Raw genomic sequence first — 23043 nt, 5'->3', positions numbered from 1 at the left:
ATTTAAGGCGATCTGTTTACTGCGCTCCTTCAGATTCGTGCAATTGCTTATTTATAGCCTGTAATTTTGCTATGGTAGCATTCATGTCGGCCTGCTGTCTTTTAAACTCACGGGGTGTTATATAAAAGTAGGCAAAGGCTAACCACCCCAATGAACATACACAGGATACTATCGCCCAAAAAAAACTCATTTTTCTTTCAAACTCTATCATATATAAAAACAAGCCCAGTCCCAAAAACAGGAAATATAATTTTAATACCCTGGTTTGAATGAACTGCTGCTTTTTTTGTATCGACATTAATTCGGCCAGGTAAGTAAAGGTATCCGTTTCGGGGTGGCTTTTAAAGAGGCCCATATACAGGCCATTGCTGACGATCATAAAAGCAACTATGGCAAATACAATGAGCACAACACCAATGGTAGTAGTAAGCACACGGGTATCTAAATTCACCCCAACGTATATTATCAAAACTACTGTTGCAAGCAATACCAGGTTGGTCCATATCAGTTTATTCCTTGTTTTATTTTTTATGCCCATGGCCTTTTTTATTACCGCTTTAATATCCGGTTTGTCGCCGGCTGGCTGTTGCTGCCAAAGCGCTTTTAAATCAATATTGCTGCTCATACTTTTTAAATTTTTGAGATAGTTTTTCTTTAATCCTATAAACCTTTACCCTGATGTTGGTTTCGGAAAGACCAGTAATAGCGGCTATTTCGGCTTGCTTTACATCCTCCAGTTCCAACGAAATGATGATGCGGTCAATCTCGGGCAGTTCAGCTATACATCTATACAGCAGTTGCACCTGGCCTTCCGTATCAGGTGGCGGTTTATCTTCCAGTTCTACCGGCATCTCGCCTGGTGGCATTCGGTTTTGTTTCTCCAACTGGCGCAGGCAATGGTTTGATGCTATCCGGAAAATCCAGGTACCTATGGCCGATTCGTTCCGGAACTGATCCAGCTTTTGCCAAACGGTAATAAATGTATCCTGCGTAACATCGCGGGCACGGCCATGATCGTTCATGTAGCCCATGCATACGCGGAAGATCTTGCTGTAATATGTATCGTAAATTTCTTCAAACGACATGCCCTTGTTTTGTTTCGATTGTTTAGATACCGGATTTTTTAAAATGCTACATTTATTTTCCGATTGCAAATTTGGCGTATCTTGAACCGGTAATTGAAATATATAAATTATTTTTAGCTTGCTGTCCTATTCCATAAAACCTGATCGTCCTATAGCTTTAATCACCAAAATTTAAATCATCATGAACGAATTCTTATTGATCTTCAGACAAGTTGAAGAAACCGCAACTGAGTCGCGGTCGCCAGAGCAGATGCAGGAAACCATGAAATTATGGATGGACTGGCTAGGCGGTATTGCCGCGCAAAACAAACTGGTTAGCAATGGCAACCGCCTGTATAACGGCACAGGATCGGTGGTAAGGCCCGATGGGATAGTTACCAACGGCCCTTACGTTGAAATAAAAGAATTAATAGGCGGCTATTCCATGATCAAGTGCGATACGTTGGAAGAGGCTACCGAAATTTCAAAAGGCTGCCCCATTTTGCTGGTTGGCGGCAATGTTGAGGTACGCCAGGTTGTGCCCATGAATATGTAATTTTATGCTGCTACCTCCCTGTACCGGGGAGGTGGCTTTATACCGCCATGAACAAAACCGAACTGCTGCCGCATTTATTCCGTACCGAGTACCGCAAAATAGTATCTGTACTGTACAAGCACTTTGGTTTTGAGCATCCCGAAATTGCCGAAGATATTGCCAGCGAGACTTTTTTAAGTGCCGCCGAAACCTGGGGGCTTAAGGGCCTGCCCGAAAACCCCGTAGCCTGGCTTTACGCCGTAGCCCGCAACAGGGCCAAAGACTATTTAAAGCGCAATAAAATCTTCGATCAAAAGGTTACCCCCATCCTGCAGTCAGCACAGACGGATTATGCTGAATTTGAAATAGACCTTTCGGACAAACACATTAACGACAGCCAGCTACAGCTGATGTTTGCCATATGCCAGCCAGTGTTGCCTGCCGAAGCACAGGTGAGCCTGGCGTTAAGAATTCTTTGCGGGTTTGGGATTGATGAAATTGCCGACGCTTTTTTATCCAACAAAGCCACCATCAATAAACGCCTGTTCAGGGCGAAGGAAAAACTGCGGGAAGAAAAAGTGAAGATTGAGTTCCCGGCAACCTCGCAAATTAGCAAAAGGCTGCAGGCTGTTTTAACTACGCTATATTTACTGTTTAACGAAGGTTATTACTCAACCAGCCAGGACACCACTTTACGTAAAGACCTTTGTTTAGAGGCTATGCGCCTTACCTACCTGCTCATCGAAAATGAGTTGACCAACCTGCCCGAAACTTATGCACTAATGGCGCTGATGTGTTTCCATTCCTCACGTTTTGATGCGCGTACCGACGAACATGGCGAAATGGTACGGTATGACGACCAGGATACCAGCCTTTGGGTTGATGAACTGATACACAAAGGAAAACACTACCTGGAACTGGCCTCCAAAGGTAACCAGGTAAACAAATACCACCTGGAAGCGGCCATTGCCTATTGGCATACCGTAAAGGAGGATACCATAGATAAATGGGAAAGCATTCTGCAATTATACAACCGCCTGCTGCAAATTGCTTATTCGCCGGTGGCCGCCCTTAACCGTACCTATGCCTTGTATAAAGCCCGTGGTAAGCGGGATGCCATTGTTGAAGCCGAAAAATTAAAGCTGAACGATAATCACCTGTACCATGTGTTATTGGGTCATTTGTATAAAGATGCAGATAACACCTTGGCCATAGCCCATTTGAAAACCGCGCTAAACCTGGCCAAAACAGCAAGCGAGAAAAGCCGTATCAAAAAAGATTTAGAACAATTAAAGTGACCTGATTTTCGTTAATTTTATCCCTACATGTATAATAATATCTACAACTTTGTTTATCATGCAATTACGGATAGTCTTTAACCGAAAGTCTTAAGCTCTCAATAAAAAAGGATAAATCTGACTGTTAACTCAATACTTAGTACTATTAACTTAACACCACATGGCCTACGACGAACAATTGACCAACCGCGTACGCGAAGCATTAAGCGAACAGCCCAAAATTGACGAGATAAAAATGTTCCAGGGTTTGTGCTTTATGGTTGATGATAAAATGTGTGTTTGCGTGCGCGATACCGGCTTGCTTTTCCGCATTGGCCAAAACCAGGCAGCCGTGGAATTAGAAAAAGGCGATTGCCGCCAGATGATAAACGGCAGCCGTGTAATGAAGGACTATGTTTGGGTTGATGGCAACGACATTAACGCCAACAAAAAATTTAGCCGTTGGATGGCATTGGCTTTGGAGTTTAATAAGGTAGCTAAGGCATCTAAAAAACGGGGAGAGAAGGTTAAAGGCGAAAGATTTAAGGCAAAAGGTAATCCATAGCTTCCCGATGACTGTGTCCCCACAGTCATCTTCCCGACATGTCATATGGTTTACGAGAAGTATGATGAAGAGCGACTTGTGAGGACACATATGGCCCAATGAGACGTAACTCTTAATCCCTCAACGTATTATTGCTCCTGTCGACATCCGGTAGTAAATTATCAGGATTGACGATTACCCTGGCAATTTTAGAAGTTGTATTACACTTAAAGCTCCATTTAGGACCACGCTGCCATACCTCCACCGGTAATTTTACAATTTGCGTTTTACCGTTTTGCTCCACAATTTTTACGGTAACAGGCATTACCATTTCGCGCAGGTTTTCTATGGTGATGATGGCGCCCGATGCCGCGCCGTTTTTATCATACTTAATATCGGTAACAGCCTGGTCGATATTCCAGGTGGTGTAAAACCACTCTTTCCAAAACCAGGTAAGATCTTCGCCTGCGGCATCGTTCATGGTACGGAAAAAATCGTCGGGCTGGGGGTGTTTGTAAGCCCAGCGTTTTATATATGTTTTGAAAGCGTAATCAAACCTATCGGCACCCAAAACAGTATTGCGTAATAAATTAAGGGCGAAGGCAGTTTTGTAATAATACATCCCTCCTTCGTTATTCACCTCGGGTGCTACCATCAGGGCATCTTTAGCTTTCAGCATTTGCGGGGTAATACCAACCGCCGGGTTACTTTTATCGGCATACTCGCCATTGTTAAAATGCGACCATGCGTAACCATTTATAAATGTATCAAAGCCTTCATCCATCCAGGCAAAGCGCCGCTCGTTACTGCCCACAATCATCGGGAACCAGTTGTGCCCCATCTCGTGCGTAATATCCCGGAACAGGTCATCGTCCTTAATACTATAGCTGCAAAACACAATGCCCGGGTATTCCATGCCCAAAGCCACACCGGCCACTACGGTTGCCGAGTGCCATGGATATTCAAAATAGGTTTCTGAATAAAACTCCATGCTGTGTTTTAAATACTGCACAGCCCGGTTGTATTTGTTGGGTGCCACACTCTCTACCGGGTAAACGGCCATGGCCAGCCCCTTTTTGCCCGATGGATAATTTACTCTTGCTGCATCCCACATAAACGCCCTTGATGCCGACCAGGCAACATCCCTGGTATTTTGCATTTTATAATGCCAGGTTAAAGTACCCGTTTGTTTTGGACGGATGCGGGTAGTAAGTACTTCCTGCTGTTTAATAATGCTAACGGTGCTGTCGCTTTTGGCGGCATTGGCCAGGCGGCTTACCTGGGTAGCGGTCAATACTTCGCGCGGGTTTTGCAGATCGCCGGATGCGGCCACAATCATATCGGCAGGGGTGGTAATGTAATAATCAACATTGCCATACTCACAGTAAAATTCGCCGGTACCCATGTAGGGCAAAGTGTTCCAACCCATTACATCATCGTAAACACACATGCGCGGAAACCATTGCGCCAGCTGGAAGATAATGCCATTTTTGGTAGCCAGCCGACCCATGCGGTCGGCACCATGCTCGGGTATCGCAAAAGTGTAATTTACTTTGATGCTGATTTTATCGCCATGAGGCTTTACTACAAAAGGCAAGCGCAACTGCATCCGGGTGTCAGTAATAGATGGGGTAATGGTATAGCTTTTACCGTTGTATACTACTGTTGTTGCCGTAACCTGGTATCCGCCTTCAAAACCGTTTGAATCAAACCTGTCGCCCTTAACCGGTGTGGTTGCCACGCCACGCGAATCGGATTTAAACAAATTCTGATCCAGTTGCAGCCACAAATAATTCAGGCTATCGGTACTGTTGTTGGTATAGCTGATGGTTACATCGCCGGTTATAGCGGTATCTTTTTCAACCAGCGCGGCATGAATTAGATAATCGGCCCGGTTTTGCCAGTATTTAGGGCCGGGCGCACCATTGGCATTACGGATATCGTTGCCATTGTGTTTAAAAAAACTATAGTCAAAAACCTGCAACGGATCATAGGTTGATTTGCTTTGCGCCATTACAGAAACCGGCATCAACAACGCGGCTAACAGCCACAGGTAGGTATGTTTTTTTATCATGATCAATACTTTGATTTGGGAAGCACGGACAGTTTTGGCCGCCATAATTATCAATCCCTGAAATTATTGATTAAGGTTGGCTTTTACATTGCCGGGCACAACGCAAACGTTTGACTAATTGGCGTTGGCGACCTGTTTTGATATCGATTTTGAAGGTAATGAACCCCTTGTCTCAAAAATAAGCTATCCTGTTAAAGCAATCGGGTTAACTTCCCGGCAGGAAGCCAACCAAACAGATGCTAAACAACGCCCTGTCAAACGTTTGCGTGATATAAAAAAAGTGAACGGGGTTAAAATAAACTTAGCCTTCGGTGCCTTCATCAATAGCCGATGGTGTATCATACCTGTTCAATGATTTTTGCAATAACATTTTCATCTGTTTTACCAAAATCCTGGGGCCCAACACTTTTATTTTTGGCCCGAAGCCCAGCAGTTCGCGCTCCAGTTCAAAATTCACGATCACGCGGATGGTAAAAACTTTGCCGCCATTTTCTTCGCTTACTACTTTTTGGGTATGGTGCAGGGGCTTGGTAATCACGTAAGGCGCGTTGGCATCATCAATCCAGAACACCACCTGCGTATCGCGCTGCCCCGGCGATTTGGTTACGCCGATAACATCATTATAATAGGTGCCAAAATCTATCGATTTATTTTCGCGGTACTCATCGGCATGCTCTTCTATGGTTTGAATCCTGTCGAGCGCCAGGTTTAGCATTTGCGCGTTTCTTTTATGTGGCATGCCCAATACAAACCAACGGTTGCGGTACTCTTTTAGCAAGTACCCGCTAAAGCAAAAGGTGTTGGCCTCGCGCGCTTTGAATGATTGGTACGTAATGCACATCGTTTTTTTAGCTACGATGGCTTTACGGATAACTTCGATATACTCCAGCCCCTTCAGGTTATCGTTTTTTTCAAAATCGATAACCGGCGTGCTGTGCGTTTTTTGGGAATAGATTTTATCCTCCAGCTTGCTCACCATTTCGTTGAGGTCGGTAAAGTGGTTAAAGCCTTTAAATTGTTTTAGCAGACTTGATACCTCGCTCAGCACTTTTAAATCCTGCTGGTTGATGGGGCTGTTGGTAATGCTGTAGTTTTTATCGGCATAGGTGTAGTATTTTTTATCAACCACTATAATGGGAGCCTCATAGCCCAGCTTATTGCTGCGCATCATCTCTATATCTGCCTGTACCGATCGGCGGCTTACCCCTTTATCAATGCCTTCAAATTCGTATAAGGCATCTGAGCAGGCATCAATTAAATCATCAAGCGTCCATTTTTTATAGCGGTTTTGCAGGCAATTGTCAATGGTGCGGTAGCGGATAAGGGCATTGCGGTTTACAGGCATCTTTTGATTTCGGAATTGGGATGTTCGAATTGGGATTTATTTTTGATTTTTATTTTGGATGAATTTATAAATTATTGGGATACTATGAAGTATCGTGTGGGCGGGCAAAATGGATAGATACTAATTCAAACAAATTAAAGCTAATTCCACAAATCCAATGCTTGCAAAACAACATAGAAATCGTTTTTCTTTGTGGGTAAACAGTACAAATTTACACGCTTCTTTTTGTTTTTCAAAACCACCCATTATCCATGCATAAATGGTTAAAAATAAGGTAACTAATCTGCACTTATTTAGCAATAAATGCACAGTTTATTTACACAAATAGTGCATTTATTAACACAAAAACAAAAAGAGATTTTTTTCACAAAAGATCAGAAAAGGCAGTCTGAAAAATTGGGTATTTTACGTTTTAAAACTGCCGGGTTCGCCACCGTCTCGTCTTTGTTGCTGCGTGGTAAATTAAACGATGCCGATAAAATAATTGAAAATGGTTAATCAATAAAATCCGTCATTAAATCAATTATTTTTTCACTGCGCAAAAAGACTGCGCAGTGGCTGTTTCATTTTGTATCATCAAAAAGATAATAATGATCATGGAAAAAGAAAAGATCAGCAACAACAACTTAAAAGACCTGGGTATTAATGACGTGGATATATTGGTAAGCTTTGGCCGCGTGGCATCGGGCTTATTGAAAAACGAGGTAATGAGCAAAACCGATATACTGGTCAACCTGGAAGCTTTAATTAACGACCCTACACCTTACTTGTTTAACAACGATGGCAAATTTAAAAACCTTGCCGAAAATGTTATCGCTTTGCGTAAACAGGGCCGTTTTTTAAAACAGCTACAGGACGAGTTTAAGCTAAAAGAGACAGTTACCGATTTCCCGGTTTGGGGAGCAGAGCATATTCATGCAGGCGCAATGGCCCAAATGCGTTCGGCTGTGCAGTTGCCGGTTGCTGTTGCAGGCGCTTTAATGCCCGATGCCCATCAAGGCTATGGCCTGCCTATTGGCGGTGTGCTGGCTACAACAGCCAATACCATTATACCTTTCGCGGTGGGCGTGGATATTGCCTGCCGGATGTGCCTGAGCATTTTTGATTTACCTGCCCAAATGATAGATACCGAAACGGATAAATTAAAAACCATGCTAGGCGACCATACCTTTTTTGGCATGGGATGTACTACAAAATCGCATTTTGACAGCTCATTGTTTGATAGCAATACCTGGGGTGAAACCAGGGTGATCCGTTCGTTAAAAAACAAGGCTTACGCGCAGTTGGGTACCAGCGGAACAGGTAACCATTTTGTGGAGTGGGGCGAGCTAAGCATTGCCGATGGTGTTTTGGACGGGATACCAGCCGGTAATTACCTGGCTTTGTTGTCGCACTCCGGTTCGCGGGGCTTTGGGGGTAGCGTGGCCAATCATTATTCTAAAATAGCCATGGACAAAACCAGGCTGCCTGCCGAGGCCAAACACCTGGCCTGGCTGGATTTGGATAAGGACGAGGGACAGGAATACTGGATTGCCATGAACCTGGCCGGCGAGTATGCCAGCGCCAATCACCACGAGATACACAACAAAATAGCCCGCGCGCTTAACCGGCAACCCGTTATGATGATTGAAAACCACCATAATTTTGCCTGGAAAGAACAGTTGGCCGATGGTACCGATGTAATGGTTCACCGTAAAGGGGCAACGCCGGCAGGCGAAGGTGTGTTGGGTATCATCCCCGGATCTATGAGTACACCCGGTTTTGTGGTACGTGGTAAAGGCGACGCGGCCAGCATCAACTCGGCATCGCACGGCGCGGGCCGGTTAATGAGCCGGAGCGCGGCTTTTAAAACACTTGATAAAGCAGCCATTGCCGCCAACCTAATTGATAAACGCATCACCCTGATGGGAAGCGATATGGACGAAGCCCCGATGGCCTACAAGGATATCCACACTGTAATGGCCGCCCAAAGCGACCTGGTTGAGGTGCTGGCCAAATTTGAGCCAAGGATTGTAAGGATGGCAGATGCAAGGGAGAAGCCGGAGGATTGATGCATATCCTGTACATTTATTAACAAATTAATTCCTAAACCTGCGTTGGTTCGTTTTACGGGCCAGCGCTAATTTTATTTATGATGAAACCTATCCCATCAACTGCCGAAATATTGGCTTACAAAGTACTTAACAGAAGTGTTGACAAAACATTTATCAACTGGGCTGTCGACATGTTGAGAGCGGGATTTGATACGGAATACGTAGTGGAACTCGCGGGCGCGAGTCTTAATGATAATCAGTTTGAATTGCAGGCATTAGCGACAAAGGCTCTAATGGAATTAGGTTTAGGTTACAATGATAAAAACCAAATCATTAAGAACTATGCACATTATCTAATAGGCTTGGCCTTAAGTGAAAGCATCGCCACGTTAAAGGCGTTACGTATTCTGCGCAAAATTTATATCGAACTGGGCTATGAGAGCTATCTTTATGATTTTGATTCTTTATGTTCGGCTAAAGAAGACTTGGCGGATGGTGAAATGCAGTGGTATTGGGTTGGTGCAGATAGTACAAATATCGATTCTGTCATTCACGATTACTTTGTTCAATGGCTGTTACAAAATCCTGTTAAGTGAGTCCAGCCCGTTTATTGTAGATTGACTTTTGTAAGCCGGAAAGCCATATTATTTAATACTATTTTTTTCTTCCTAACCCTATTGTAAATGAGCTATTTTGTACTTAACTTCATACTACCAATTTCAAATAAACCAAACATACAGGAGAAGTCGTCATGAAGAAAAATGTCACTGTAGTTAATCAGCCCGAGAAGGCGGAGGCTACAAAATCTGAATCAGTACCCTGCCAAAGTTTTAACCCCAAAATGTATCGCGATCATACGCGTTGCGACCATTCGCATGGGCGGGTTAATAAGTTTCCGTTCGGCAGCAGCCACGGACCGTTATCGTTTTAGAGAGAATTTTATAACGACCTCTTTGCGCAGGCAGGCCACCCCTTGGCCTGTGTGTTTAAGGGTGCACACTTAGTGCTTAAAAAGTATGCGCCCTTAAATTTTTAGCCTTAAGTTCTAAGTCAGAAAAGAATTGACTTAACTTTTGATTATACACTTTAATACTATTAAGCGGGCTGCCTTTCATCGAAACCTTCAAATTCTACATCAACAAGAATAAATTGACTTTGGACTTAGAACTTAAGGCTTAAGACTTAGCCCTAATTCCCTCCAACCGGATCGGGCTTAGCCGGACTGGCCGGATCATAAACCGCCACCCCTACCCTCGAATCGGCGCAGCCATAGTACAGGTACCATTTCTTTTTAAAGTAAGCCATCCCCTCAATAAACACCGTTCCGTTAACATACTGCCCGCTTTTTTCGAAGGGTTCCATCGGCCGCAAAAAAGGCAGATCAAGCCGGGTGATGTTCTTCGCCGGGTCTTTACTATCAAACAAGGCCTGCCCCGCGCAGTACGAGTTTGGGTTAAACCTGGTATCCCGGCCTTCGGCAGGTTTGTTTTTGCCGTTATAAAACAATATGATCCCCTTATCGGTCATCAACGCAGGCGGGCCGCACTCGGTAAGGTCGCTGTCAAAATAGCCTGGGCGTGGCGATATCAGCTGTTTCAATTCCATGTTTTTATCTACCACAGGTGCCCAGTCAACCAAATTGGTTGATGTTGCTGCATATACATGCTGCTCGCCCCAATACAGCCAGTATTTCCCGTTTATTTTGATGATCACCTGTTTGCCATTCACTACTTTGGTGAGTATCGATGCCGATTTACTGGCGATGTTAAAAAATTGGCCATGGTAAGCCGTTTCAAAAATAGGCCCGTGCTTTTTCCAGTGGATCAGGTCGGTTGAAGTAGCCACGCCCAGGCGGGGCAGTTTACGGTTCCATTCGGTATAAAACACAACGTAAGTGCCACCTGCGGTAACGGCCACTCGCGGGTCTTCACAGCCACCGGGCCATTCATAGGGTTTGGCCGCATCGTTGGCCGGGTAAAGCACCGGGGCTTTTCGCCTGGCAAAATGCAAACCGTCGCTGCTTTCGGCATAGCCCAGCCGCGATGTGCGGAAACCAATGCCAATACCAAACTTATCTTCGGCACGGTATAAAACCACCACCTTGCCATTTTTAACTGCCGCGCCCGGGTTAAAAGTATCGTTAGCCTCCCAGGCTACGGGCTTTTTGCTCATCGGGTCAATAAACGTGAGGCTGGTATCGGGCGAAATAATAGGGTTCAACTTTGCCGGGCGTGCAAAACCGCCAAAAGCCCAGTCGGGCAGCACATTGGTTGTAGTCTGCCCAAAACATGCCTGGCTTAACAGCAACAACACAAAAGCCCTGGCTATTTTAAAAATTGGTTTCATAAACGGATTATATTGGTTTACAATAGTACGGGGTATTGCGGGGAATAAAAATTAAATGTTTGAGGGGATAGCTAATGGGTAATCTTGATGTGTATGGTTTTATTGAAGCATTGGCTTTGAACGCCGGCTAAGACTCACCCCGGCTACGCTATGCTGGCCGACCCTCTCTCCGGCTTACGCCGCAAAGAGGGTGAACATCATTTTTGTTTTATTGCCCCTCTATGCGACGCAGTCGGAGAGAGGGGCAGACGGGCGTAGCCTCGTCGGGGTGAGTCGCCGCCGCCATACTAAATGCACCATTCACAGCCACTAATAAAATCACATTTCACAACTTTCCCTCCCCACTACGCAAAAAGACTGCGCACTCCCCTCCTTACTTTGTTTCCTATTACAAAACATCAATAAATAATTATACATTAAGCGCAGCTATCAATTTATGTTACTCACTATATCCACCACCCATTTCCCGGCCGATGATCTGAGCTTTTTGCTGCACAAGCACCCGGCGAAGATCCAATCTGTCGATATTTCTTCGGGCAAGGCCCATATATTTTATCCGGAGGTAAGCGCGCAAAAATGTACTGCCGCTTTGCTGCTGGATATAGATCCTGTAAGGCTGGTACGCAGCGCCGGGCCCAAAGGAAACGATTTTGCACTGGAGCAATACGTAAATGACCGGCCTTATGTAGCCAGTTCGTTCATGAGCGCAGCCATTGCCAAGGCTTATTCATCGGCCCTTAACGGCCGTTGTAAAGACAAGCCCGAACTGGTTGATATAGCCATGCCCTTTACCGCAAAGCTGGCTGTATTGCCTGTTAAAGGAGGCGAAGTACTATTGAAAGCGCTTTTTGAACCTTTGGGATATACCATTAATGCGGTACAGCATTCACTGGATACAACGTACCCTGATTGGGGCAATAGCCGTTATTTTACAGTGGAGTTAAACAACCGGGTAACGCTACAGCAATTGTTATCGCACCTGTATGTGTTAATCCCGGTATGTGATAATGATAAGCACTATTGGGTAAACCAGGAAGAGATAGAAAAGTTGCTGGCCAAAGGCAAGGGCTGGCTGGAAACACATCCCGCAAGGGAACTCATCGTTCGCCGGTACATGAAAGGCCAGCGTTCACTGGCAAACCAAACACTGGATGTTTTACTGAGTAAAGATCAGGCTGACCCCGATGCTGCTGAAATTGAAACTCCCGGAATAAATGATGCGGAAGAGCCGCAGTTGCGCATCCATGACCTGCGTTTACTGGCTACCAAAGATGAATTACTATCTGCCGGTGCCAAACGCGTGGTTGATTTGGGTTGTGGCGAGGGCCGCCTGATCAAACTGTTATTAGCCGAAAAGCAATTTGAGTTTGTTTTAGGGATGGATGTAAGCTACCGCTCGCTGGAAATTGCCAAAGAAAGGCTGAAGCTGGACCGGATGACCGAAAGGCAGCTGCAAAGGGTGCAGCTGATCCAGGGCTCATTAACCTACCGCGATAAACGCCTGCAAGGTTTTGACGGCGCTGCCCTGGTAGAAGTAATTGAACACCTGGACGAGCAGCGTTTAACCGCGCTGGAAATATCGGTGTTTGGATATGCCAAACCAGAAATGGTAGTAATAACCACGCCCAACGTCGAATATAACGTACGCTTTGCCAATCATGAAGCAGGTAAAATGCGCCATAACGATCATCGCTTTGAATGGACAAGGCCCGAATTTGAAGCATGGGCAAACCGGGTGGCCGCACAATTTGGCTACACCGTATCATTTAAACCCGTTGGCGAGTTTGATCCCGAGGTAGGTGCATTAAGCCAGATGGCGGTATTTAAGCAAGAGGAAAGTGGGTTATAACCCGGATTTGGAGAAATTCTGAAGGGGAATGATGTATATCGCATGGCGGCGAGGACTCACCCCGAACATCGCTATGCTCGTTCTGCCCCTCTCTCCGACTGCGTCACATAGAGGGGCGAAAAAAAATGGAGTTTACCCTCTATGCGGCGTAAGCCGGAGAGAGGGTGGGCCAGCGCAGCGTAGCCGGGGTGAGTGGTGGCCAGCGTTCAAAGCCGATGGCTATTTGAACCGAAATACCTCATGGATAACTTGTTTAAGAATCGCGGGAGAGGACTTAAAATAAAACGAAAGAAGAAATGTCAAGAGATAAAAATATAAAAATACCCGAATTGGCTTTAGTAGTGCTGATAGGTGCAACCGGCTCGGGGAAATCGAGCTTTGCCCGGAAGCATTTTAAACCCACGGAAATCATATCGTCAGATACCTGCCGTGGCATGGTGAGCGATGATGAAAATAACCAGGCTGCATCGGCAGATGCTTTTGCCCTGGCAAGGTACATTACCAGCTTGCGTTTAAAAAACGGCTTGCTTACCGTGATAGATGCTACCAACGTACAGGAAGAAGCACGCCGCGACTGGGTGAAACTGGCCAAAGAGTACCATTGCCTGCCGGTGGCCATCATCCTGAATATGCCCGAAAAAGTTTGCGCCGCCAGGAACGCTCTGCGGCCCGACCGTAATTTTGGCGCTCATGTTATCCCGCAGCATATCTCGCAGTTAAAGCGCAGTTTTAAAAAGCTGAAGTATGAAGGTTTCCGCAATATCATCGAATTACGGTCGCCAGAGGAGGTGGATGCCATAACCGGCATCGTCCGCGACCCATTGTATAATAACAAAAAGCACGAAAACGGTCCGCTGGATATTATAGGTGATATACATGGATGCTATGACGAACTGGTAATGCTGTTGGGCAAATTAGGTTATGTAAACAATACAGAAACCTGGGTGCATCCCGAAGGCAGAAAAGCCGTATTTGCAGGCGACCTGGTTGACCGAGGCCCAAAAACGCCCGAAGTGTTAAAATTGGTAATGGCGATGACAGCAGCCGGCACGGCTTACTGCGTACCCGGCAACCACGATGTTAAACTGATGCGCTGGCTTAATGGTAAAAATGTACAGGCTAAACACGGCTTAGAAAAATCAATTGAGCAGTTGAGCACGGAAACACCTGAGTTTAAGAATAAGGTTAGCAAATTCATTGATGACTTGATAAGCCATTACGTATTTGACGATGGCAAACTGGTGGTTGCCCATGCGGGATTAAAAGAAAGCATGCAGGGCCGGGGATCTGGCGCAGTACGCGAGTTTTGTTTATATGGCGATACAACGGGCGAGATAGATGAATTTGGTTTACCCGTAAGGCTTAACTGGGCTGCCGAATACACCGGCAAGGCCATGGTGGTTTACGGGCATACACCTGTACCGCTGGCGCAATGGTTAAACAACACCATCGATATTGATACCGGCTGCGTATTTGGCGGTTCGCTTACAGCGTTGCGTTATCCCGAACGGGAACTGGTTGCTGTAAAGGCCAAGGAGGTTTACTGCGAACCGGCAAAGCCTTTAAACTATGTTAAGCCCTCGACAGAAAGCTTAACCCTGCAACAGGAAAACGACCAGGTGCTGGATATTGCCGATTTTATGGGGAAACAAATTGTAGAAACACGGCTGGGCAACAATATCACCATCAGGGAAGAGAATGCCATTGCAGCTTTGGAAGTGATGAGCCGCTTTGCTATCAACCCAAAATGGCTCATTTATTTGCCGCCAACCATGAGCCCAAGCAAAACCAGCATTTTGGATGACTACCTGGAGTTCCCGACCGAGGCTTTTGATTATTACCAGGCTGCAGAAATTGGCCAGGTAGTTTGCCAGGAAAAACATATGGGGTCAAGGGCAGTGGTTATTGTGGGTAAAAACGAGGCTGCTATCAGCAAAGCCTTTGGCATCAGCAATGAGGGTATTGGTACTATTTATACCCGTACAGGCCGGGCCTTTTTTAATGATAAAAATACCGAACAGGCTTTATTGAGCAGGCTGAATGAGGCGTTGATAAATTCGGAATTTTACGAGCGTTTTGATACCGATTGGGTTTGTCTGGATACCGAACTAATGCCCTGGAGCGCCAAAGCGCAGGCTTTATTGCAAACGCAGTATGCTGCTGTGGGTACCGCCGCCACGCATGCTTTAGCCGAAGTGACCGACGCTTTAAAGCAACTGGCCGCCAGAGATGCCAATGGCGAAACTCTTTTGGCCGAATACGGTGAAAGGCAACAGGAGGCAGAACAATTCACTGCCGCCTACCAACGCTATTGCTGGCCGGTAAACAGTTTGGACGATTACAAGCTGGCGCCCTTCCACATCATGGCATCCGAAGGCAAGTTATGGACGGACGAAAACCATGAGTGGCATATGGAGCAGATTGCGAAGATCTGCACGCATGACCCGGCCATATTACTGGCAACGCCTTACAAGGTTGTAAACCTGAATGATGCTGCCAGCATAAACGAGGCAACAGAATGGTGGTTAGCTTTAACAGCTAAAGGCGGCGAGGGCATGGTAGTTAAGCCCTATCATTTTATCGAAAAAGATAAAAAGGGACTGATACAGCCAGCTATCAAAATACGGGGCAGGGAATACCTGCGCATTATTTACGGCCCGGAATATACCGCGCCCGAAAATATGGAACGGCTGAAATCAAGGGGGCTAAACGCCAAACGGGGCCTGGCCCTGCGCGAGTTTTTACTCGGCGTTGAAGGACTGCAGCGTTTTACCGATAAGGAGCCGTTAAGGCGTGTGCACCAGTGCGTGTTTGGTGTACTGGCCATGGAAAGCGAGCCGGTTGACCCAAGGTTGTAATTTTTTGTAGAGACGCATAATTGCGTCGTCCGCGTTTAAGTGCAAGATTTGCAATTGAGACTGTCCTGCGGGAGACGCAATTATGCGTCTCTACATTTGAAAAATATTTTAACGTGAAACAAACCATCCTCCAAAAACTGCTCGAACTGGAGCAGTCGGAAAATATAAAAATCCTGTACGCCTGCGAATCGGGCAGCAGGGCATGGGGCTTTGCCTCGCCCGATAGTGATTTTGATGTACGGTTTATCTACTCCCGCCCTGCCAACGATTATTTGAGCATTGTTGAAATGCCTGATGTGGTTGGCTTGCCGGTTAACGAGGTATTGGACATAGGCGGCTGGGATTTAAAGAAAACGTTAAAGCTGTTCATGAAATCAAATGCGCCTTTGTACGAGTGGCTGCAATCGCCGATAGTATACCGGCAGGATGATGCTTTTGTTGATGAACTGCGCAGTTTGATGCCAGGCTATTTTTCCTTAAGATCTGCCGGAAACCACTATTTATCTATGGCGCACAACACCCTTCGGGATGATTTGCAGGGCAAAGAGATAAAACTTAAGCGATATTTTTACGCATTGCGCCCGGCGCTTGCCTGCCGGTGGATAGTGGAGAAACAAACCGTACCGCCCATGGAATTTGATAAGCTACGGGTATTGCTAACCGATAATAAAATACAGGATGCAATAAACGGGTTATTGGCACAAAAACAAATGGCCGATGAAAAGGCGATGATAAAGCCGGTTGATCTATTAAACGAATGGCTGGCTGATACACTGAATAGATGCAAAGAGCAACTACAACAATTTACATCAGAACAGCAACCGGCGCAGCCATTAAATGAGTTGTTCAGGAGGCATATACAATGATGGACTACAAGGAATTAAAACTACGCAAAGAACTTATCCTGCTGGATTGTGTAAGCGGCAGTACCGCGTATAACCTCAACGTGGCCGGGTCGGACGTGGACAAGAAGGGCATCTTCATGATGCCGCAAAAACAATTATACGGGTTTGAACGGCAGGAGCAGATAGCCAATGCCACCAATGATGAGGTTTATTTTGAGGTAGGCCGGTTTCTTGATCTGCTGGTTAAAAATAACCCCAATATCCTGGAGTTGCTAAACACCCCGGCCGAACATGTATTGTACCGTCATCCGCTGATGGATTTGGTTAAACCTGCCGATTTTTTATCAAAACTGTGTATGGATACCTTTGCCGGTTATGCGCAAACACAAATAAAAAAGGCGCAGGGCCTCAACAAAAAAATAAACCGGCCGATGGATAGTAACCGTAAATCGGTATTGGATTTTTGCTATGTAATACACAACAACGGCAGTATCCCGCTAAAGGAATGGCTCAGGGAAAATAGCTACACGCAGGAGCAATGCGGCCTTATTAACCTGGACCATTTCAAGAATGTATATTTGTTATACCATCAAAACCAGCTGACAGAAGGCCGGTTAAAAGGTCTTATCTCTGGCGCCGGGGCTGATGATGTACAGCTAAGCCAGGTACCCAAGGGGATTGAAAACCTGGCAGTGATGAATTTTAATAAAGACAGCTATTCCATTTACTGCCGGGAATATAAGGAGTACCAGGAGTGGGAAGATAAACGGAACGATTTACGCTACCAAAACACGTTGGCACACGGCAAAAGCTACGATGCCAAAAATATGATGCACACCTTCCGGTTGCTCAATATGGCCGAAGAAATAGCTGTACACCAAGAGGTAATAGTAAAACGCCACGACCGTGATTTTTTACTCAAAATCCGCAACGGCGATTTTGAGATTGACGAGCTGATGAAAATGGTGGAAGAAAAAATGGAAAGCGTAAAAGCGGCCTATGAAACATCAGCCCTGCCCGAAAGGCCTGATGTGGGTAATGCCGGATTGCTTTTGGTGCAGATAAGGGAAGCTTTTTATACAGGCTGAGTTTAATAAAAAAGTACGGTTCTATAACGCTTTGTATGGGCAACGTCTATGTGGCTACAGATCAGTTTCTAAAGATATTTTTTGTTGACACATCGGTGCTTGTTCAACACGACTTAGAGGCGTAGCCTCGGCCAATCTTGTAGCCACGGGTTAAAACCCGTGGAAAAAAACGGAGAAAAAGATGGCGAGCCGTAGGTTCGATCCATATGGGCAACACGTATATATATCGTTTGGACAAATTGAAAATATCTGGATTTACACCCGAATATGTGCCGTGCCGATGGCACTCTTGTTGTGCTTTGGCCAATAGTCCACGGGTTGAAACCCGTGGCTACAAGATGTGTCGGGCCGATGGCCCTTAGGAAGGGTTATTTATAAACTAATTGAAATCGAACAACCCATACAAAGCGTTATAGAACGAGATCAAATCATTATTTTACCGAATTCAAAAATATGGCTATAGATTTTTACGACTTGTTGGATGCAAATAAAAAAAAGGTGTTATTTGAAATCAGCCAGGATGATTTTGATGAAATTGAATTTGTTTCTTCGCACCTCAGGAAAAAAACAGGCATGTATATAGATCCTTACGGCAAAGGCAGAATTTACAGGAACCATGTTGAACTGCTTGTTTCTTTTATGACTGAAAGCATGAAAGAATCGGCTTCGAACAAGAGAAAAATCCTGTCTGAAACTATACTAAAGTTTAAAACCGTTGATGAGGGATTTTTAACAGAGGGCGACTAACCTGCCTAACTAATGCGCACACTACCTTTCAACGCCCATTTTTCCAGCTTGTTCACCAGGTCATCCAGTTTAAATGGCTTGCTTATATAATCGTCCATACCTGCATCCATACAAATTTGCAGGTCGGTTTGCAGTGCGTTTGCTGTCATCGCAATAATAAAAGGACGTTCGGGGAAACGTTTTTTTATTATTCGCGTGGCTTCCAGGCCATCCATTTTGGGCATTTGCACATCCATCAAAATAACGTCGAATATTTTCTTATTAACCAGCTCCAGGGCTTCCAATCCATCGGCGGCCAATTCGGCTTCATACCCCAGTTTACTCAAAACCTTCATAATTAATTTCTGGTTCATCTGGTTGTCTTCGGCAACCAAAATATGCAATGGGTACCTTTCCGAGAAATTATCAGGCAGTTTATGTTTAACGACATCAGCTGGCACCGGCTCGTTTCCGGGCCCGTTTACATGCCTGGCAAGCTCTTTTATAATATGCTTGTATAAATTATTTTGTTTGGCAGGTTTGGTCAATATCGCACAAAAAAGACCGGGATTATCTTTATGGAAAATATAGCTTATCGAACTTAAAAGCATTATCGGCAAATCGGGATATTTAGCCCGTATTAAATTGGCAAGCTCTATCCCATCCATAAACGGCATTTGCATATCGGTAATAACCAGTTTAAAATCGTGCTGTTGCGATAAAATATCAAGGGCCTGCTCGCCCGAATTGGCTACCACCGGGCTTAATTGCCACTGCTCCAGCTGGCCTTTTAAAATCCGGCAATTGGTATCGCTATCGTCAACAATCAAAATCCCGCTTTTTTCAAAACCATTCATACTATGGTTTATTTGCACGGCATCTTGCAGCAAATTCCTTTGCGTATGAATATTAAACCTGAAAGTACTCCCTTTATCAATTTCACTCTCCACGCTAATTTTACCGCCCATTAGCTTCACCAGCTGCTCGCTTATAACCAAGCCAAGGCCGGTACCACCATACTGGCGGGTGGTTGATGAATCGACCTGCGAAAACGCTTTAAATAACCGGTGCAGCTTGTCGGCAGAAATACCAATGCCGGTATCTTTTATCTCGAAGCTTAATTCGATGTGATTATCCTCTGACGTACTGAGCAAATGTACAGCTACATAAATTTCACCTTTTTTTGTAAACTTGATAGCGTTACTTATTAAATTGATCAGGATCTGGCGAAGCCTTAAACTATCGCCAATAATTTGCGCCGGTACATCATAGTCAATCTGGTAAACCAAATCGAGCTTTAAGTGGGCTGCTTTTAAAGCAAAAACATCAAAAACTTCTTCAATACAGGTGTGCAGGCTAAAATCCTTTTCCTCCAGTTCCATATTGCCCGATTCTATTTTAGAAAAATCTAAAATGTCGTTAATAACTGCCAGCAGGTCTTCGCCACAGGTTTGTATAGATTCGGTAAAGGTTAACTGTTCTTCATTCAACGGTGTTTCGGCAAGTAAAGAGGCCATCCCTATTACCCCATTCATGGGTGTACGAATCTCGTGGCTCATGGTAGCTAAAAATATACTTTTGGCCCGGTTGGCTTCCTCGGCTTCAAGTGCTAATTTTTTCTCCACCTCTATTGCCCGTGCCAGTTGTTCGGTACGTTCTTTTACCTGGCGCTCCAACTCGGCCTTTTGATTTAATATGGCACGCGTACGGATAACATAAAATGCCGGGCCGCTTATCATAAAAGTTAAAGCTACAATTAGCTTAAACCACCAGGTGAGCCAAAAAGGAGGCGCAATATAAATAGTGATAGCCGTGCCTTTGTTGTTCCATTTACCATCGTTATTTGATGCCTTAACCCTGAATGTATATGTACCCGGATCAAGGTTGGTATAGGTGGCAGTTCGCTTATTACCAACATAGTTCCAGTCTTTATCAAAGTTTTCCAGCTTATAAGCATATTGGTTTTTTTCGGGGATGATATAATTCAGGGCCGCAAACTCAAAGGTAAGTACCGAGTGTTTATAGGAAAGGTTTATCGAGCTTGTTTCGCTGATATCTTTTTGGAGCAGCGAATTTTTATCGGCGGTGCTTACCTGTTTGTTAAAAATCTGCAGCCCGGTAACATAAACCGGAGGAATAAAGTCATTATCTTTCAAACTATCCGGATAAAAGGTGCTAAATCCGTTTACGCCTCCAAAAAACATTTCCCCATCGGCAGTTTGAAAACAGGAGTGCCCTTTAAATTCATCGCCCTGCAATCCGTCAGAAATACCATAGTTCCTGATGACTTTAGTTTTGGGGTTAAACCGTGAAATACCCTTGTTGGTGCTCAACCAAAAGTTGCCTTTACGATCTTTCAAAATCGTATAGATCACGTTATTAGGCAAGCCCTCCCTTTCGGTGTATATGGTAAATGTTTGGCTGCGCTTGTTCAGCAGGTTAAGGCCGCCGCCGTTGGTACCTACCCATATATCGCCGTCATCAGTCTCGGTAACCGATTCGACAGTATTGTTTGATAAACTGTGTTTGTCCTCCTCATTGTGCCGGTAATGCGTAAAGCGCCCGGTTTTGGGGTTTAACATATCCAGGCCGTTATCGGTACCTATCCACATATTGCCCTGCTTATCCTGGTATACAGTGGGGACAATATTGCTGCTTATACTGTTATTGTCCTGCGGGTTATTCCTGTATTGTGTAAAGCGGCCGGTTTTTACGTTAAAATAATTAAGCCCCCCTTTCCAGGTGCCCAGCCATATGTTACCATCATAGTCTTTATACACATTGTTGATATCTGAAAGGGACAGGCTATGCGGGTTATTTGCCTGCGGCATGTGATGTATAAAAGTACCCTTTGTCTTATCAAACAAATCAAACCCGCCAATGTGGTAGCCAATACCGATAGTGTTTTTATCTATCGGCACTATGGCCATCGGGTAATTATCACTTATAGTGTTGGGGTTATTATCATTATGCAGGTAATGCACAAAGGTTTTTTTCTTTCGGTTAAATAAATTCAGGCCTCCCCCATCGGTGCCAATCCAAATATTTTCATCACTGCCATCACCCGATATGGCCAGCACATTATTGTTGCTCAGGCTATTTGAATTATTGGCGTTTTGGCTATAAGAGGTAAATTTATTGCCAAACGCCGGCAAAAAGTTAACACCACCCGAGTAAGTGCCTATCCATATATTTCCTGTATCATCCTTATATAAACAATAAACGGAGTTACTGCTAAGGCTGTAAGGGTCATTTGCGTCAAACTTGTAGCCAACAAACTTATTGGCCGGATAGTCCAGCACACTTATGCCGCCATTTTCGGTCCCTATCCATAGCTTCCCGTTGTGTTCGAGTATCGAAAGGATGTCGTTATGGCAAATACTATTGCTGTTATTTGGATCGTGTTTAAAATTTATAAACGAGTTGCTGGCGGGGTTATATAACGCAAGCCCGCCGCCGTGTGTACCTACCCAAATATTGCCTTTGCTATCTTTATAAACTGTTTTTATCCAACTGGCTCCTATGCTGCTGTTATTTGCCGCATCATGAAAATAACCAATAAACTTACCGTTTTGGGGATTAAAATGATACAGCCCGTCATCAGTTCCTATCCATAGCCAGCCATTATTATCTTCGGTAACCTGGTATATAAAATCGTTAATTATATTGTTTCTTTTATCTGCATGTGTAAATTTTTTAAAGGAACCATTTGCAGCATTAAACAGGTATAAGCCTTTACTGGTGCCCAGCCACATCCTTTTTTTGCTATCCAAAAAAACAGACATAACTGCAAAACTTGATTGATTGGAGTAATGGATAAACGTATTGGTAGCCCGATCAAATCTATCAAGCCCGCTTTCGGTTCCAATCCATAAATTGTGGGAACTATCTTCCGTTATCGATTGTACATAATTATCAATAATAGTTGTCTTGTTATTCTGGTCGTGCTTATAATGGGTAAATTTATAGCCATCGTATTTATTAAGGCCATCTTCGGTTCCAAACCACATAAAGCCACGGCTATCTTTTAGAATGGTCACTACATGGCTTTGGGAAAGGCCTTGGTTTGTGCTTAACTGTTTAAATTTAAGGGAGGGTGTTTGCGAATATGATACTCCGGCAAAAAGTTGGTACAAACAGAAAATAAAAAGAAATATTCGACTCATTTTGTTGTGTTAATACTTTTTATTGCAGCATCATTTTAAGTTAGTTTGGCGTATACTCATACGGGATTTAAATCGAATAGTTTCATATAGTATAATATAAAACCATTTATTTAACTTGCTAATTGTTTAATTTACAAGCTATTTAGGCAAGGCCGGGTAAAAATTTCGGCTAAAGAAAAGTCACGACGCGATGTAACTGAATATCGCGCAATCAGACGTAACCCAGCTTTCAGATTCCCGGTACTGGTATAATATGGTTGCGGTCTGAAGAAACGAAGTGATTTTCGCAGGGA

General features: G+C 44.6%; 18 protein-coding genes. 12 read left to right on the top strand and 6 right to left on the bottom strand.

Annotated elements, in window-relative coordinates; translation table 11 throughout:
* Positions 1–16 precede the first annotated feature (16 nt).
* Both AC1DU2_RS07800 and AC1DU2_RS07795 read right to left on the bottom strand, forming a co-directional pair.
* Entirely contained in the window at positions 17–625 is a 609-nt protein-coding gene (locus AC1DU2_RS07800; protein ID WP_477354351.1) for a hypothetical protein, read from the bottom strand.
* Positions 609–1085 carry an RNA polymerase sigma factor gene (locus AC1DU2_RS07795; protein WP_477383619.1) on the bottom strand — a complete coding sequence of 159 codons (477 nt, stop codon included), beginning with the start codon at positions 1083–1085 and terminating at the stop codon, positions 609–611. The genes AC1DU2_RS07800 and AC1DU2_RS07795 overlap by 17 nt, the downstream gene beginning before the upstream one ends.
* Positions 1086–1266: 181 nt before the next feature.
* Here AC1DU2_RS07795 and AC1DU2_RS07790 point away from each other — a divergent pair, with 181 nt between their 5' ends.
* From AC1DU2_RS07790 to AC1DU2_RS07780, 3 genes are all read left to right on the top strand, one after another.
* Positions 1267–1620: a YciI family protein gene (locus AC1DU2_RS07790; RefSeq protein WP_477354345.1), complete on the top strand. Its 354-nt coding sequence runs from the start codon at positions 1267–1269 to the stop codon at positions 1618–1620.
* Between the two features lie 47 nt (positions 1621–1667).
* Entirely contained in the window at positions 1668–2897 is a 1230-nt protein-coding gene (locus AC1DU2_RS07785) for an RNA polymerase sigma factor (protein WP_477354342.1), read from the top strand.
* Between the two features lie 160 nt (positions 2898–3057).
* On the top strand, positions 3058–3441 hold the full coding sequence (locus AC1DU2_RS07780) for a TfoX/Sxy family protein (protein ID WP_477383618.1): 384 nt from the start codon (positions 3058–3060) through the stop codon (positions 3439–3441).
* A 112-nt stretch (positions 3442–3553) separates the two neighbouring features.
* Here AC1DU2_RS07780 and AC1DU2_RS07775 read toward each other — a convergent pair whose 3' ends face one another.
* Together AC1DU2_RS07775 and AC1DU2_RS07770 are read right to left on the bottom strand one after the other, a co-directional pair.
* On the bottom strand, positions 3554–5494 hold the full coding sequence (locus AC1DU2_RS07775; protein WP_477383617.1) for a M1 family metallopeptidase: 1941 nt from the start codon (positions 5492–5494) through the stop codon (positions 3554–3556).
* 301 nt (positions 5495–5795) lie between these two features.
* Positions 5796–6839: a helix-turn-helix transcriptional regulator gene (locus AC1DU2_RS07770; RefSeq protein WP_477383616.1), complete on the bottom strand. Its 1044-nt coding sequence runs from the start codon at positions 6837–6839 to the stop codon at positions 5796–5798.
* Between the two features lie 303 nt (positions 6840–7142).
* On the opposite strand from AC1DU2_RS07770, the gene AC1DU2_RS07765 reads away from it, so the two are divergent.
* The 4 genes from AC1DU2_RS07765 (at position 7143) to AC1DU2_RS07750 (ending at position 9803) form a co-directional block, all read left to right on the top strand.
* Positions 7143–7337, top strand: coding sequence for a hypothetical protein (locus tag AC1DU2_RS07765; protein ID WP_477383615.1), 195 nt, complete (start codon positions 7143–7145; stop codon positions 7335–7337).
* A gap of 98 nt (positions 7338–7435) precedes the next feature.
* Positions 7436–8890: an RtcB family protein gene (locus tag AC1DU2_RS07760; RefSeq protein WP_477383614.1), complete on the top strand. Its 1455-nt coding sequence runs from the start codon at positions 7436–7438 to the stop codon at positions 8888–8890.
* A gap of 80 nt (positions 8891–8970) precedes the next feature.
* Complete coding sequence (locus AC1DU2_RS07755; protein WP_477383613.1) at positions 8971–9468, top strand: hypothetical protein; 498 nt, start codon at positions 8971–8973, stop codon at positions 9466–9468.
* Positions 9469–9623: 155 nt separating this feature from the next.
* Complete coding sequence (locus AC1DU2_RS07750) at positions 9624–9803, top strand: hypothetical protein (RefSeq protein ID WP_477354324.1); 180 nt, start codon at positions 9624–9626, stop codon at positions 9801–9803.
* 257 nt (positions 9804–10060) lie between these two features.
* Here the strand turns inward: AC1DU2_RS07750 and AC1DU2_RS07745 are convergent, their stop codons facing one another.
* Positions 10061–11218 (bottom strand): glycoside hydrolase family 130 protein, encoded by a 1158-nt coding sequence (locus tag AC1DU2_RS07745; RefSeq protein WP_477383612.1) that lies wholly within the window; start codon positions 11216–11218, stop codon positions 10061–10063.
* A gap of 436 nt (positions 11219–11654) precedes the next feature.
* On the opposite strand from AC1DU2_RS07745, the gene AC1DU2_RS07740 reads away from it, so the two are divergent.
* The 5 genes from AC1DU2_RS07740 (at position 11655) to AC1DU2_RS07720 (ending at position 18605) form a co-directional block, all read left to right on the top strand.
* Positions 11655–13067 carry a 3' terminal RNA ribose 2'-O-methyltransferase Hen1 gene (locus AC1DU2_RS07740; protein WP_477383611.1) on the top strand — a complete coding sequence of 471 codons (1413 nt, stop codon included), beginning with the start codon at positions 11655–11657 and terminating at the stop codon, positions 13065–13067.
* Positions 13068–13363: 296 nt separating this feature from the next.
* On the top strand, positions 13364–15925 hold the full coding sequence (locus AC1DU2_RS07735) for a polynucleotide kinase-phosphatase (protein ID WP_477383610.1): 2562 nt from the start codon (positions 13364–13366) through the stop codon (positions 15923–15925).
* A gap of 113 nt (positions 15926–16038) precedes the next feature.
* Complete coding sequence (locus tag AC1DU2_RS07730) at positions 16039–16791, top strand: nucleotidyltransferase domain-containing protein (protein WP_477383609.1); 753 nt, start codon at positions 16039–16041, stop codon at positions 16789–16791.
* Positions 16788–17858 (top strand): DNA polymerase beta superfamily protein, encoded by a 1071-nt coding sequence (locus AC1DU2_RS07725; RefSeq protein ID WP_477383608.1) that lies wholly within the window; start codon positions 16788–16790, stop codon positions 17856–17858. The genes AC1DU2_RS07730 and AC1DU2_RS07725 overlap by 4 nt, the downstream gene beginning before the upstream one ends.
* Positions 17859–18311: 453 nt before the next feature.
* Positions 18312–18605: a hypothetical protein gene (locus tag AC1DU2_RS07720; RefSeq protein ID WP_477383607.1), complete on the top strand. Its 294-nt coding sequence runs from the start codon at positions 18312–18314 to the stop codon at positions 18603–18605.
* A 5-nt stretch (positions 18606–18610) separates the two neighbouring features.
* On the opposite strand, the gene AC1DU2_RS07715 is transcribed toward AC1DU2_RS07720, so the two are convergent.
* A complete protein-coding gene (locus AC1DU2_RS07715; RefSeq protein ID WP_477383606.1) occupies positions 18611–22750 on the bottom strand; it encodes a two-component regulator propeller domain-containing protein in 4140 nt (1379 codons plus the stop codon).
* Positions 22751–23043 lie beyond the last annotated feature (293 nt).

This window comes from Mucilaginibacter sp. P4_C11, assembly GCF_056402115.1.
Note: the sequence above shows the minus strand (reverse complement) of the source record. Positions and strands in the feature narration are given on the sequence as shown.